The following is a 14,531-nucleotide window of genomic DNA, read 5'->3' as shown; positions in this document are numbered from 1 at the left end:
CTGCCGCACAGGGGACGGCAGCTCCGGACCACGTTTCTCCGACATCCGAGAGGGAGCCCATGACCACCGGGACCACCGGTCTGGACACCGGCACGTACGAGGTGCTGCACGACCGGCTCACCGCGCAGGCCGCCGAGCTCGCCCGCCGCGCCGAGGCGCTCAACGCCCGGCGGACCGAGGAGTTCGGCTCCACCCGGCTGGAGCTGACGAGCACCGAGCGGCTGCGCACCGAGCACACCTGCGTGCCCCGTGACATCGTCTCCGTCGGCGGCACGCTGCTCTTCGGCCACAACGTCTTCCTCGGGCTCAAGCCGGAGACGACGGTGGGCGACGTCTTCGCGCTGTACGACCGCGCCCTGAACCGGCTGCCCGAGGACGCAGTGCCGGGCCTGCTCGACGACCCCGCCTTCGTCCGGGAGTTCGCTGCCCTCTACCGCTACTACCGGCAGGCCCATCTCCTGCAACTCCGTCGTACCGACGACAAGTTGCTGGCCGTCTTCCAGACCGGCGAGAAGGCCGGCGACATCCGCGTGCTGCGCTGGACCCTGTCCGACGACGGCCTTGCGTCCTTTCTGGACGCGCGTGGCGAACGCGACCACGTCTTCCCGCCTTCCCACGACTTCGCATGGACGTGGACGACCCGCGAGCACCACGTCCTCGGCCGCCACCCACACGTCTCCATCGAGGGCGAGGTCTTCGTCGAGACCGTGGGCGGCACCTTGACCGTCAAGGTCGAGGACAACACCGAGACAGGCGAGGGGATTTACGCCGAGCCGGTCGCCGAGCCGCTGCAGTCCCTCGCTGACGCAGACATCGCCTACGCGCGCGTGGGCGCTCTCATCGTGGTGGACATCCTCCCCTACAAGGAGGACGTCCACCGCTACCTGGTCTTCAACACGCTCACGAAGAGCGTCGTCCGCCTCGATGGCATCGGCCGGGCGTGCCGTCGGTTGCCCGAGGACCAGGGCATCGTCTTTCCCGGCGGATACTGCCTGGCCACAGGCAGGTACAAGACGTTCGACGGGCTCGACACCGAGGGACTGGAGTTCGAGCGGATGGTCCGCTCGCCCAACGGCGAGGACGTTCTCTTCGCCTTCCACGCGCGTGTGGAAGGCCGCAGTCTGCTGCTGCCCTACAACATGATCCGCAAGGAGGTCGCCAGCCCGCTGTCCTGCCACGGCTGGGCCCTCTTCGACGACGGCGCGCTGGTGGTCCTGCGCGCCGACAGCGACGAACCGCAGCGCGTCCACCCCGTCCAGCTCTGGAACTCCCCGTTCGTCTCCGACACCCATGCCGCCGCCCGGCCGGTGGGCGCCGGCCCGCTCGCCCGTGTCGGCAACGCCGATCTCGTGCGCGGCATCTCCGACTGCCTCTCCATCACGCGCGCCGTCACCGAGACCACCCCGACGAGCGAGGTGTACGAGGCACTGGCCGCCGCCTGTGTCCGAGCCACCGACTTCCATCACTGGCTGGGCGAGCCCGAACTCGGCGACCTGCACGAGCCGCTCGCCCAGGTGCGGACGACCACTGAGCAGGTCCTGGCCGAGTTCGAGACCGTCAAGGCCCTCACCCGCCAGGCCGCCGACGCGCTGGCCGAAGCCGCCGCACGGGTAGCGGCGGTCGTACGACGCCTGCGCGGCGAGACCCCGCGCAGCGCCGCCGCCTGGGTGACCGGCCTGACCGAACTGCGGCACGCCCAGGGCCATGTGCTCACCCTCAAAGACATGCGGTACGCGGACACCGCCCGCATCGACGGCCTCGCCGCCGACGTCGAGGCTGACCTGGCGGCCTTCGGGCAGCGGGCCGTCGCCCACCTCGCCCGTGCGGATGCTTTCGCCGGCCACCGGGCCGAGATCGAGCAGCTCGTCGCCGACGCGGAGGCGATCGCCACCGTCGCCGAAGCCGCGCCCGTCGCCGCCCGTCTCGACGACCTCGCCGACGGCCTGCGCACGGTGACCGACGTCGTCGCCGGGCTGGACATCGGCGACGCCACGGTCCGCACGTCCATCCTGGAGCGCATCGCCGAGGTCCTCGGCGGCGTCAACCGCGCCCGCGCCACCCTCGACGGCCGCCGCCGCGATCTCCTCGACCGTGAGGGGCGGGCCGAGTTCGCCGCCGAGCTCGCGTTGCTCGGCCAGGCCGTCATCGGTGCGCTCGCGGCTGCCGACAGCCCCGAGGGGTGCGACGAGCAGCTCGCCCGCGTGCTCGTGCGGGTGGAGAACCTGGAGGCGCAGTTCTCGGAGTTTGCCGAGTCCGACGACTTTCTCAGCGAGCTGGCGGACAAGCGCGACGAGGTCCACGAGGCGTTCTCCGCCCGCAAGCAGACCCTCGCCGACGCCCGCGCCCGCCGCGCCGAGCGCCTGGCCGACTCGGCGAGGCGCGTCCTGCAGACGGTCGCCCGCCGCGCCGGCACGCTCGCCGATGCGGACGCGATCGCCACGTACTTCACCTCCGACCCGATGGCCGTCAAGGTCCGCCGCCTCGCCGCCGAGCTGCGCGAACTCGGCGACCGGGTCAGAGCAGAGGAACTGGACGGGCGCCTGAAGGCCGCTCGCCAAGAGGCTTTGCGCACCCTGCGCGACCGCACCGACCTGTACACCGATGACGGCCGCACCCTCCGCCTGGGCAGCCACCACTTCGCCGTCAACACCCAGCCTCTCGAACTCACCCTCGTCCCGCACGGCGACACCCTCGCCTTCGCGCTCACCGGCACCGACTACCGCTCGCCGGTCACGGACCCCGACTTCGCCGCCACCCGGCCCTACTGGGACCGACCGCTGCCGTCCGAGTCGCCCGAGGTCTACCGTGCCGAGTACCTCGCCGCCCGTCTGCTGGACCAACACGGCCCCGCAGCGCTCGCGGAGCCCGACCTGTCCGCCGTCGTCCGGCAGGCGGCGGAGGCGGCATACGACGAGGGCTACCAGCGCGGCGTCCACGACCACGACGCGACCGCGATCCTCGCTGCACTTGTGCCGCTGCACGAGGGCGCCGGTGTGCTCCGCCACGAGCCCGCCGCACGCGCCGCCGCCCATCTCTTCTGGGCGCACGGCACGACGGCCGAGGAGCGCGAGAGCTGGACCCGGCGGGCGGTGTCGCTGGCGCGCGCCCGGGACACGTTCGGGCCCGCTCCCGCCATCGACGACCTGCGGGCCGAACTGGCGGAGGCGATCGGCACACGCGCGGCGGCGGCCTACCTCTTCGAGGAGCTGACGAGCGGCCCCGACGGCTTCGTCATCAGCGCCGGCACCCGCACGCTGCTCGACAAGTTCCGCCGTACGGTGGGCACGCAGGCATACGACGACGATCTCTCCGTCCTCCCCGACCCGGCCGCACGCAGGCAGCTGGTGGAGGCGTGGCTGACGTCGTACACGACCACGAGCGGCACGGATGCCACCCCTGGCGACCTGGCCGAGGCGGTTGCCGCCGAGCTCTGCCCGGACCTGCCCCGCTACGAGTCCGACGCGCCACTGACCCGGTGCGTTGAGGGGCTGCTGGGCACCCATCCGCGCATCAGCGGCCGTAGCCTCACGATCCGCGTCGACGAATTCCTGGCCCGGACCGAGGAGTTCCGCACCCAAGACGTCCCCGCCCACCGCGCCTACCAGCGGCGCCGTACGGCGTTGGTGGCCGCCGAACGCACCCGCCTCCGCCTGGACGAGTACCGGCCGACGGTGATGTCCGCGTTCGTGCGCGGCAAGCTGATCGACGAGGTGTACCTGCCGCTGATCGGAGACAGCCTCGCCAAGCAGATCGGCAGCACGGGCGAGTCCAAGCGCACCGACACCAGCGGCCTCCTCCTGCTCATCTCCCCGCCCGGCTACGGCAAGACGACCCTCATGGAGTACGTCGCCGACCGCCTCGGCCTGTTCCTGGTCAAGGTCAACGGACCGGCGCTCGGCCGTGCGGTGACCTCCCTCGACCCGGCCGAGGCTGCGAACGCGACGGCCCGCCAGGAGGTCGAGAAGATCAACTTCGCGTTGGCCGCGGGCAACAACACGCTGCTGTACCTGGACGACATCCAGCACACCTCGCCCGAACTGCTGCAGAAGTTCATTCCGCTGTGTGATTCCACCCGCCGCATCGAGGGCGTACGGGACGGCGAGCCGTGCACCTACGACCTGCGCGGCAAGCGCTTCGCCGTCTGCATGGCCGGCAACCCCTACACCGAGTCCGGCAGCCGCTTCCGCCTCCCCGACATGCTCGCCAACCGCGCCGACGTATGGAACCTCGGCGACGTCCTGACCGGCAAACAGGACGCCTTCGCACTCAGCTTCATCGAGAACTCGCTGACCGCCAACCCGGTCCTCGCCCCGCTCGCCGGCCGGGACCGCGCGGACCTCGACCTGCTCATCCGCCTGGCCGAGGGCGACGCGAGCGCCCGCGCCGACCGGCCGGCCCACCCGTACGGCCTGGCCGAGCTGGAGCGGATCCTGGCAGTACTGCGGCACCTGCTCGCGGCCCGCGAGACGGTTCTGGCGGTGAACGCCGCCTACATCGCCTCCGCCGGCCAGTCCGACGCCACCCGCACCGAACCGCCCTTCCAGCTCCAGGGCTCCTACCGCAACATGAACAAGATCGCCCAACGCGTCCAGCCGGTCATGAACGACACCGAGCTGGCCGCGTTGATCGACGACCACTACCGGGTCGAGGCCCAGACCCTCACGGCCGGCGCCGAGGCCAACCTGCTGAAACTGGGCGATCTGCGCGACACGCTGTCGCCCGAACAGGCTGTGCGCTGGGCCGAGCTGAAGGCCGCGTACGTCCACGCCCGAACGCTCGGAGGCCCGGAGAACGACCCTCTCCCCACCTTCGGCCGGGGGGACCCCCATCTCACTGCGCTCGGCCGAGCCGTCGCCGCCCTCGGCCTGCTCGCCGACCGGGTCGCGGCTGTGGAGACGGCGATCAACCGTGCTGTCGACCCGCCATGGACACGCTCGACGAGCTGATCACCATCAACCGCAGCCACTTCACCGCCTCGGCGAGCGACGGCCGGTCCACCGAGCACCGAAGTGTCGGTCTCTGCCTGGGCGGGGCCGGCTACGAGCGCCGGGATCCCGGAGGGCGCTCCGGACGTCCGGTCGAGTTCGGGGGTTCGCCTCGGCGGACGGAACCGGGGGTCGGGCCGACCGGGTGGTCGTCGCGGGCGGAGGAGGTCGGCTGCCAGGGGACGCTGGTGACCCTCACGCCGGGGGTGAACAGCAGGCGGCTCTTGAGCCAGAGGGCGGACTGGTTGTGGAGGAGGTTCTCCCACCTCCCACCAGTGGCCGACGACATGTTCGGGAATGAAGATGCCGACACGTCGCGGGGGCTCTCGCGGCGGATGCAGCGTACGTAGCCGACGACCGGGCGGGTCACCCCGCGGTAGGGGGAATCGATGATCTTCAGTGGCACCTCGATGCCGTGCTCCTCCCAGCGCCCGCGCAGGGTTGCCGCCTCGTCGCGGTCGACCGAGTCCGTCAGGGCCTCGAGATGGTCGGGGCGGAAGGCATGGGCGTAGGCGAGGGCGCGCAGAGTCGGCTTGTGGATCGTCCGCTGTGGGGCGCCGGACTCCTGTCCATGACTCGCGGCGCAAGGTGGTCACCGTCGCGATGTGACCCATGCCACACGCGGTTCCTGTCAGTAATCGGGGCGCAGTTCCGCTCAACTCACCGAGAGCAAGCGAACCGACAGGAGCAGCACATGAAGCACCGCATCGTCGTCCTCGGCGCCGGCTATGCCGGGGCCTACGTGGCCGGGACTCTGGCCCGTCGGCTGTCCCCGGCGGAAACTGAGATCACCGTCGTCAACGCCGAGCCGGACTTCGTCCAGCGGCTGCGGTTGCACCAGCTCGCGGCCGGCCAGGAGATCGAGGCTCCACAGCTCGCCGACGTCTTCGCCGGCACGGGGATACGGCTGCGCCTGGCCCGTGTCACCGCCGTCGACCCCGAGCGCCAGGTCGTCGCCGTGGCCGACGCCGACGGCGGCGGCGAACTCGGCTACGACACGCTCCTTTACGCGCTCGGCAGCCACGCCGCCGACCGCGGCGTCCCCGGCGTGGCCGAGCACGCCTTCGACGTCACCAGCCGTCCGGCGGCGCTGCGCCTGCGCGAGCGCCTGGACAGCCTGAGCAGGCGGGACGAACGCGGGAGCGTGCTGGTCGTCGGCGACGGGTTGACCGGCATCGAGACCGCCACCGAGATCGCCGAATCCCGTCCCGGCCTGTCGGTGGCGCTGGTCGCCCGCGGCGAGCTGGGTGCCCCGCTCTCCGCTGGAGCCCGCAGCCACCTGCGCCGCGCCTGCGACCGGCTGGGCATCACCGTACTGGAGCACACCACCGTCGAAGCTGTGCAAGCGGCGCGGGTGCTGTGTGCCGACGGCACTGCGCTGGCGTCCGACGCAACCGTGTGGACGGTCGGGTTCGCGGTCAACCCCATCGCCGCCACCAGCGGGTTGGAGGTCACCGAGAACGGTCGGATCGTCGTCGATCGCACCATGCGGTCGGCCTCGCACCCGAACGTCTACGCCGCCGGCGACAGCGCCTACGCCATCGGCGACAATGGTCGGCCGCTGCCGATGTCCTGCGCTTCGGCCGGCTACACCGGCATGCAGGCCACGGCCGCGATCGCGGGGCGCCTGACCGGCCGCAAGATCCCGAACACCAAGCTGGAGTACCTGGGCAACCACATCAGCCTCGGGCGGCGGGACGGGATTCTGCAGAGGGTCGACGACGAAGCGCAAGCAAAGCCGAAGTATGTGGGCGGCCGGAAGGCCGCGCGGATCAAGGCGGGCATCCTCAAGATGTCACTGTGGACCACGTCGCACCCGACCTTCGGCGTGCCCAAGCGCAAGCGCCACCTGGCCGCCGTACCGGACGCGTCAGCCGAGAAGACGGTCGCGTAGCCGCCTGACCAGGGAGGTCCACGTGGACAGCACCGCCACTGATCGCTTCGACACCGGTCGGTTCGAGGCCGGCCGGAACCGGATGGCCTCGCTGGCGTACCGACTGCTGGGCTCCGCCGGCGATGCCGAAGACGCCGTGCAGGACGCGTTCCTGCACTGGCAGGCCGCCGACCGGCAGCGGATCAAGGTGCCGGAAGCATGGCTGGCCAAGGTCGTCACCAACCTGTGCCTCGACCGGCTCCGCTCGGCACAAGCCCGCCGCGAACGCACTGCCGGCGCCTGGCTGCCCGAACCGCTCCTGGACGGCGACCCGATGCTCGGCCCAGCCGACACCTTCGAGCAGCGCGAATCGGTCTCCCTGGCCGTGCTGACCCTCATGGAGCGCCTGTCACCCCTTGAGCGGGCCGTCTACGTCCTGCGCGAAGCGTTCTCCTACAGTCACGCCGAGATCGCCGAGATCCTCGACATCACCGAGTCCGCAAGCCAGCAGCACCTCCACCGGGCCCGGCACCGCATCACCGCCGCGCGCCGCGGCCGCGAGGTCGACTCGGCATCCGCCCGCAGGATCGTCGAGGAGTTCCTCGACGCTGCCTCCTCGGGCCGCACCGAACGGCTGGTGGCGCTGCTCACCGATGACGCGACCGCGATCTCCGACGCCAACCACGCCGGCCCGGCCAAGACGCTGCTGCAGTACGACACTCCGCAGCGGATCGCCGCCATCGCACGGGCCGGCTTCAACACCACACCCGCGAAACGGCGGCTGGCCGGCGGCACGCCCGCCATCCACCACGCGCTCGTCAACGGCGCCCCCGCCATCCTCTTCGTGATCGGCGACCAGGTCATCGGCGCCGTGACGTTCGACATCACAGGCGGCAAGATCGCAACCGTGCGCGGCATCGCCGCCCCCACCCGTCTCGTCCGCCTCACCGAAGGCTGGCGGCAGCACGGACCGGACACGCCGCTCGTCGCCCAGTGGTGACCCGACGCCGACCGAGGCCGGGCGCAGCCCCGCGCTGCGACGAACCGCTCCCGCTCGACGCGCCCACCCCGCCCGTGCGGTCGACACAGCGGTGAGTACGTGATCAAGCCACGCGTCCTGCCACTGGGAGTGCGGTTCGAAGGGCAGGGCCAACACGTCGTAGCCTCGGACTCTTTCGCGCCGCGGTCATGACGGGCTTGACGGCGATGCCGCCGCGCCGATCAGCGAGAGCCAGCTGCTCAGCCCGGCCACGTCGGCGGTCCCGCACCGGAAGCCGACATGCCCGTCCGGGCGGACCGCGATGAGACCGCGGCCGGGGCTGTTCATCAGCCGGAGGACGGTGACTTGGGGACCGAGCACCGCGTCCGGCGGCGGGGTGGCGTCGCGCTGCAGCAGCACGTGCACACCCGGACCGGCGAGCAGCCCGTGCAACCGTTGTGGAGGCCCTCCGACGCTGACGGTCGCGTCCGGAAGGCGGTCTCCCGGGCGAGGTGCGCCACGCAGGCGCGATCTTCCCTCCACCGACAGGGCGCTGTGCCTGTAGTTCACCCGCAGTTGGGAGATGAAGCGGATGCCTTCGGCGACCAGCCGCCGCCGGGCCAGGAGGATCGGCACGGCCGGGGCCGTGCGCGGAGCGGCCACCGCGCGCAGCCAGGAGGGGATCCGGCCGGTCGATGCCTCTGCCCAGAACACCGTGTGCGTGAGGACCAGCCGTCGGTGGGCGGCCGGTCGGCGCTCCGTGTCGTAGGAGTCGAGCAGTGCTTCGGCACCGAGCCCGCCCGCGGCCTCGCCTCCGGAGCGGTTCGCCGCAAAGCCGAGCTTCCAGCCGAGATTCACCGCGTCCTGGACGCCGGCGTTCATGCCCTGGCCGGTGGCCGGTGAATAGTTGTGCGCCGCGTCCCCCGCGAGGAAGAGCCGCCCGCGGCGGAACCGTGTGGCGAGGCTGCACTGCAGGGGCACCCGCGCGGACCACGCGAGGCGCTCGATCCGGGCGTTGAGCCCGGCGTCGCTCAGAAGTTGTTGCAGATCGGCACACGGGACGGCGGGTCCGGGCTGGCCGAATTCCAGTTGGGACCCGCCGGCGGACGCCCGTGTGGCCAGCAGTCGCCAGGCGGCCTGCTCTCCGAGCGGGAAGAGGAACAGCAGTCCTTGTCGCCCCGCGAATACTTGGGCACCGGAACAGCCGGATTCGCCGCTGAGATCGAGGTCGGCGAGGATCACCTCTTCGTTGTAGGGCCTGCCGTGCCACCCGATGCCGGCACAGACCCGCACGGTACTGGCCGGGCCGTCACAGCCGACGACGAAGGGGCAGCGGATCTCCTCCGCACCCTGCTGCGAGCGGAGCAGGGCCCACACGCTGTGCTTGTCATCGCGGGCGGTGACCAGTTCGGTGCCCCGTTCCACCGCCACCCCGCGGTCGGCGAGCGCCTGGGTCAGCACGCTCTCGACGTTCGTCTGCCGTATCAGTGACAGATGCGGGAACGCGGTGTCGGGCAGGGCGAGGTCGGCGAGACTGGCTTCGACGACGCGGGAGCCGAGATGAAGCCCGACCGTCGGTGCGGTGTCCGCCAGCTCCAGCAGGGCGTCCGTGACGCCGAGCGGGCGCAGGACCTCCAGGGTGCGTGGGTGCAGGATGAGCGCGCGGGAGGGCCGGAACGCGCCGGGACGCCGCTCGATGATCCGGACCCGCGCTCCGTGGTCATGGGCCTGCAGTGCCAGGGTGAGGCCGGTCGGACCCGCCCCGACCACAAGGACGTCCACCGCTGTCGTGGCTGCCATGGTTCATGCCGTGCCCTTGATGCGCCACCATGCCGCGGTGTCGTCCGGCGCCAGGCCCTCGGCCGGCCCGGCATCTGCGATGACCGCGTCGCGGCGCAGCCCGGGCAGGACTGCATAGCGGATCGAGCCCGGCACGCCGACCAGCGCCAGAACCCGCCACAGGGAACGCGCATAGTGTTCGGCGCGCTCCTGGCCATCCCACTCGTACACACCGCGGTAACGGTCGCACTCGTCGTGGGCCAGCCACAGCTTCGAGGTGAACCCGGGGAACCCGACGAACAGGGGGGTGTTCAGCAGGCTCTCCGTGCGGAACAGGGCGTGCGCCGGCCCGCGGACCAGGCGCAGCCGGAATTCGACCACGAGCGTGCAGGGGTCCTTCGCCAAGCCGCTGCCCATGCGGGTCTCCCGGTACACCCGGGCCGAGGTGCCGTCGGAGAAGCACAGCCTCATTCCTAGCCGTACCTTCGACAGACGGACTCGGTGCCGCGCGAGCAGTGGGAGGGTGTTGAGAATGCATGCGGCCACTGCCCGCCACGCCTCGCCAGGGTCGAGGGGGCTTTGTTCACTCATGAGGGGCCTCCTCCCGAAGCGGGCTGCTGCCAGGGCCTGGACAGCCGCTGCCTGCAGGGTGCCGTTTGTGTCGACGCCGGCGACTTCCGGCCACGGCGGGCCACGACGCCCAGCACCTGTACGCCACCGGCCCCCTTTCCACGGCACACCGGTGGACGAGCTGTCGCGTTCAGTTCGGCCTGGCTGCTGTCGCGTTGGTGAGAGACGGACAGGTCGGCGACCTGGTGCCGCAGCCCCATCAGTGGTCGGGCGTCAGAGCGGTCGGTGGGCCGGCGGTGACGCCGCCGTCCAGGATGAACTCCGTGCCGGTGGAGTAGGTGGCGTCGGCGGCGATGAAGAGCACCATGCGGGCGACCTCCTCGGGTTCTCCGAACCGCGGGAGGGGCTGTGCGGCCGTGAAGGAGTCGTCGAAGTCGGCTGTCATCGGGGTGCGCACCGCACCGGGATGGACCGAGCAGACCCGGGTCCCGTCGGGGGCCAGTTCCAGTGCCGCGGTCTTGGTCAGGCCGCGCAGTGCCCATTTGCTGGCCACATAGGCGCCGATGCCCGCGTAGCCGGTGAGGCCGGCGAGTGAGGAGATGTTCACGATCACGCCTCCACCCGCCCGACGCAGGTAAGGGGCAGCGGTACGCATGCCCAGCCAGGCGCCCTGAAGGTTGACGTCGATGACGCGGCGGAAGGACTCGAGGGACTGTTCCTCGATGGTTCCCCAGTCGAGGATGCCGGCGTTGTTGACCAGCACCGAGACCGGGCCGAGTTCCCGCTCCGCCTCCGCCAGCACCGGCTGCCAGCCGTGCTCGGCGCTGACGTCCAGGTGCGCATACCGGGCGGGGCCGTCCAGCTCGGCCGCCAGTTGCGCTCCTTCGGTGTCGAGGACATCGGCGACCATCACCGCCGCGCCTTCCATGGCGAACAGACGTGCCACGGCGGCGCCGATCCCTCTTGCTCCACCGGTGACGATCGCCACTTGCTCGTCGAGACGTCCCATCACGACCTCCTGAACCAATGGTCGACGAAGATTCGCCGGGGAACGACAGGTCGGTCAGGAGGTCGCGCAGACGACCTCGACGAAGTGGCCCACCTGGTCCTCGGGCAGGTGGCGCGCGAGGTCCGCCTCGCTGATCATGCCGACGAGGCGATGATTGTCGGTCACCGGCAGCCGACGGATCCTGTGCTCCTCCATGGTGTGCAGGACCTGGTAGGCATCGGCCTTGGCGTCGATCGTGATCGGTTTGCCCTGTTCCAGCTGGCCGGCGGTCATGGTCCGGGGGTCCTTGCCCCTGGCGAGACACTTCACCACGATGTCGCGGTCGGTGATGATCCCGTGGAGCCGGTCGTCCTCCCCGCAGATCGGCAGGGCACCCACGTCCAGTTCCTTCATCCTGCGCGCCGCGTCCTGAAGTGTTTCGCTCTCCTGTACGCAGGTGGCACCGGCGTGCATGATCTCCTGGGCAGTCGTCATGGTCGTGTCCTTCCGGCGTCGTTGTCGGCGCGGGAGGAACTCGTGGAGTGTGACCCGCCCCGGCCGGTCTCGTCCTCAAGACCAGTGTCGGCTGCTCACCTCTCCTGCGCATGCCGGGGAACAGGCGCTCACGTCACCGCGTGGCGGTGCGCTCGATGACGTCCCGGGCTGCCGGTGGGCTCCCGCGCGGCGGGCGTTCCGGTCTCAGCCGTGTCTGGAGCCGCATGACGACATGGCCGAGGCCGGACAGGGCACAGGCGATCACCAGATCGGTGGGAGACAGAGGCTCCGTACCCAGCAGGTCCTGGAGGGGCGGCAAGTAGACGCCGGCTGCCTGGAGACTCAGTGCCGTTCCTACCGCGATCAGCAGGAACGGGTTGGCCAGGCTGCCCGGGCGTGCCCGGGAGCCGAGTGCCACGCCGAGCTGGGTCGCCCCGAGCACCAGGAAAATCATGGACTGCCAGGGGCGTCCGGTCTCCCGTGCCCAGATGCCGGCCGCGAGCGTCACCGTGGCGATGAAGGCGCCCATGAACAGGATCCGCGGCCACAGGCCGGCGCCCAGCACGCTCTCCGCGGGCGGTCGAGGCGGGTGGCGCATCGTGTCCGGGGCGACGGGCTCCGCGCCGAGGGCGACGCCGGGCAGGCCGTGTGTGAGCAGGTTGATCCACAGGATCTGTGCGGGCAGGAGCGGCAGCGGCATCCCCAGGAAGGGGCCGAGGAGCATGACCAGGATCTCCGCCGTGCCACCGGCGAGTGCGTAGAGCAGGAACCGGCGTACGTTCGCGTAGACCCGGCGTCCCTCCTCGACGGCGGCCACGATCGTGGCCGGGTTGTCGTCGGCCAGCACCAGGTCGGCCGCCTGGCGTGCCACCTCGGTGCCGCGCCGCCCCATGGCGACACCGATGTCGGCCTGACGCAACGCCGGTCCGTCGTTGACGCCGTCACCCGTCATCGCCACCACGTGCCCGGCCTCGCGCCACGCCTGGACGATGTCCAGCTTCTGCTCGGGAGTGGTGCGGGCGTAGACCCGTACATCCGTCAGGTCGCCCGCGGTGCCCTCCCGGATCCGGTCCCCTGTGGTGACCTGCTCGTCCCGGGTGGCGATGCCGAGGCGATCGGCCACCGCCCGTGCGGTCATCGGGTGGTCACCGGTGATCAGTACGGGGATGATGCCGGCCCGTTTGCAGGCGGTGATGGTCGGTTCCGATGCGTTGCGGGGCGGGTCCAGGATGCCGACGAGGCCGAGGAGTGACAGGCCGGATTCCCAGGCCGGGGGTTGTGGTGCCGTGTCCTCGTGATCGGCCGCAGCGACGGCGAGCACGCGGTACCCGTGGCGGGCCAGTGTCTCCGCCCGTTCTGCCGCTCGGGCGACCGCCTCGGGATCGTCGGACAGAATGCGCGGCCGGAGCACGGATTCCGGCGCTCCCTTGCACACGACCCGCACTCCGCCCTCCGGCCGACGGTGCACGGTGGTCATGCGTTTGCGGTCGCTGTCGAACGGGATCTCCTCCACGCGCGGTAGCTCGCGGTCCAGTGCCGGCCGGTCCAGCCCGAGTCGGGCGCCCGCCACCAGCAGGGCGGCCTCGGTGGGATCGCCCAGCGCGCTCCATTCCGGGGAGTGGTCCGAAGGGGGCTGCAGCGCCGCGTCATTGCAGAGCATCGCGGCCCGCAGCAACGCCGCCAGGTCGGGAGCCTCGCCCGAAGTCATGGTCTCGCCGCCGCGTACGGCCCGGCCCTCGGGCGCGTAGCCGGTCCCCATGACGGTCGCCTCGCCGACGGACGTCGTCCACAGGTACTCGGCCGCCATCCGGCCCTCGGTCAGGGTGCCGGTCTTGTCGGTGGCGATCACGGTCACCGAGCCCAGCGTCTCCACCGCGGGCAGTCTGCGGACGATCGCGTGCCGGTCCGCCATGCGCCGCGCTCCCAGAGCGAGAGCGAGCGTCACCACGGCCGGGAGGGACTCCGGAACGGCAGCGACGGCAAGACTGATCGCCGCCACGATCATCAGCTCCACGGGCTGTCCGCGCACCAGCCCGAGGGCGAGCACGGCCGCGCACAGGGCGACGGTGACCATCGCGAGAGTACGGCCGAAGTTCGCCAACCGGTGCTGCAACGGGGTGAGACCGGGCGCGGCGCCCATGAGAGCGGCGATCCGGCCGAGGGCGCTGTCGGCACCGGTGGCGGTCACGAGGACCCGTCCGCGGCCCCGAACGATGACCGTCCCCGCCGACACCACCCCCTTCGTCCCGCCACTGTCGAGAGCCTTCTCCACCGGAGCGGACTCACCTGTCAGCGACGACTCGTCCGCCAGCAGCAGCGTCGCGGCGAGCACCTCTCCGTCCGCAGGGACGATGTCCCCCTCGGCCACCAGGACCAGGTCGCCCGGAACCACCTCGGCTGCCGGGACGGAGAGTTCCTCACCGTCCCGCACCACCCTGGCGGCCGGGGCGCTCATGGCGGACAGGGCCAGTACCGCCTCTTCCGCCCGCACCTCCTGCACGACTCCGACCACGGTGTTCACGGTGATCACGAGCAGGATGACGGAGGCGTCGGAGAGATCGCCGGTGGCGACCGTCAGGGCGGCCGCCACGAGCAGGACGAGGATGAGCGGGTCACGCAGTTGCTGCAGCACCCGCCGCCACACCGGGGTCCGCGGTTCCGAGGAGATTTCGTTGGGCCCATGGAGCGTCAGACGCCTTGCGGCCTCCTCCGACGACATTCCCGTCGAGGGAGTCGCCTCCGAGCGTCCGCTTGCCTCGGCAGCGGGCCGCCGGCTGTCTCCACGGCGGTTCACGGCCGTCGCTGAGGTGTGCCCGGACGGCTCCGCGTGCTGGGTGCCATGACCGCTCCCGTCCCTTTGTG

Annotated in this window: 8 protein-coding genes and 1 pseudogene; 3 read left to right on the top strand and 6 right to left on the bottom strand. The window is 71.3% G+C overall.

Annotated elements, in window-relative coordinates:
* Window positions 1-59 precede the first annotated feature (59 nt).
* Complete coding sequence (locus OHU34_RS02320; protein WP_405764317.1) at window positions 60-4,946, top strand: DNA repair ATPase; 4,887 nt, start codon at window positions 60-62, stop codon at window positions 4,944-4,946.
* A 91-nt stretch (window positions 4,947-5,037) separates the two neighbouring features.
* Here the strand turns inward: OHU34_RS02320 and OHU34_RS02315 are convergent.
* Window positions 5,038-5,529, bottom strand: a pseudogene (locus OHU34_RS02315) (DNA-binding protein); the annotation flags it as partial.
* Window positions 5,530-5,679: 150 nt separating this feature from the next.
* On the opposite strand from OHU34_RS02315, the gene OHU34_RS02310 reads away from it, so the two are divergent.
* On the top strand, window positions 5,680-6,879 hold the full coding sequence (locus OHU34_RS02310) for an NAD(P)/FAD-dependent oxidoreductase (protein ID WP_142270429.1): 1,200 nt from the start codon (window positions 5,680-5,682) through the stop codon (window positions 6,877-6,879).
* Between the two features lie 22 nt (window positions 6,880-6,901).
* Window positions 6,902-7,858 (top strand): sigma-70 family RNA polymerase sigma factor, encoded by a 957-nt coding sequence (locus OHU34_RS02305; RefSeq protein WP_405764314.1) that lies wholly within the window; start codon window positions 6,902-6,904, stop codon window positions 7,856-7,858.
* 186 nt (window positions 7,859-8,044) lie between these two features.
* Here the strand turns inward: OHU34_RS02305 and OHU34_RS02300 are convergent, their stop codons facing one another.
* From OHU34_RS02300 to OHU34_RS02280, 5 genes are all read right to left on the bottom strand, one after another.
* Window positions 8,045-9,637 (bottom strand): FAD-dependent monooxygenase, encoded by a 1,593-nt coding sequence (locus OHU34_RS02300; RefSeq protein WP_405764312.1) that lies wholly within the window; start codon window positions 9,635-9,637, stop codon window positions 8,045-8,047.
* A 3-nt stretch (window positions 9,638-9,640) separates the two neighbouring features.
* Window positions 9,641-10,087 carry a hypothetical protein gene (locus tag OHU34_RS02295; RefSeq protein ID WP_405764309.1) on the bottom strand — a complete coding sequence of 149 codons (447 nt, stop codon included), beginning with the start codon at window positions 10,085-10,087 and terminating at the stop codon, window positions 9,641-9,643.
* A gap of 358 nt (window positions 10,088-10,445) precedes the next feature.
* Window positions 10,446-11,195: an SDR family oxidoreductase gene (locus OHU34_RS02290; RefSeq protein WP_142270433.1), complete on the bottom strand. Its 750-nt coding sequence runs from the start codon at window positions 11,193-11,195 to the stop codon at window positions 10,446-10,448.
* Window positions 11,196-11,249: 54 nt separating this feature from the next.
* On the bottom strand, window positions 11,250-11,669 hold the full coding sequence (locus tag OHU34_RS02285) for a CBS domain-containing protein (RefSeq protein ID WP_142270434.1): 420 nt from the start codon (window positions 11,667-11,669) through the stop codon (window positions 11,250-11,252).
* A gap of 133 nt (window positions 11,670-11,802) precedes the next feature.
* The gene (locus OHU34_RS02280; protein ID WP_405764305.1) at window positions 11,803-14,463 is read right to left on the bottom strand and encodes a cation-translocating P-type ATPase; all 2,661 of its coding nucleotides are present in this window, start codon (window positions 14,461-14,463) and stop codon (window positions 11,803-11,805) included.
* Window positions 14,464-14,531 lie beyond the last annotated feature (68 nt).

The sequence above is a fragment of the Streptomyces sp. NBC_00080 genome (assembly GCF_045041255.1).
Taxonomy (GTDB): domain Bacteria; phylum Actinomycetota; class Actinomycetes; order Streptomycetales; family Streptomycetaceae; genus Streptomyces; species Streptomyces coriariae.
Note: the sequence above shows the minus strand (reverse complement) of the source record. Positions and strands in the feature narration are given on the sequence as shown.

Bases quoted from the DNA above. Each gene is read 5' to 3' on its own strand.
- OHU34_RS02320 (WP_405764317.1), top strand. From the start codon at position 60: ATGACCACCGGGACCACCGGTCTGGACACCGGCACGTACGAGGTGCTG.
- OHU34_RS02310 (WP_142270429.1), top strand. From the start codon at position 5,680: ATGAAGCACCGCATCGTCGTCCTCGGCGCCGGCTATGCCGGGGCCTAC.
- OHU34_RS02300 (WP_405764312.1), bottom strand. From the start codon at position 9,637: ATGGCAGCCACGACAGCGGTGGACGTCCTTGTGGTCGGGGCGGGTCCG.
- OHU34_RS02295 (WP_405764309.1), bottom strand. From the start codon at position 10,087: ATGAGGCTGTGCTTCTCCGACGGCACCTCGGCCCGGGTGTACCGGGAG.
- OHU34_RS02290 (WP_142270433.1), bottom strand. From the start codon at position 11,195: ATGGGACGTCTCGACGAGCAAGTGGCGATCGTCACCGGTGGAGCAAGA.
- OHU34_RS02285 (WP_142270434.1), bottom strand. From the start codon at position 11,669: ATGACGACTGCCCAGGAGATCATGCACGCCGGTGCCACCTGCGTACAG.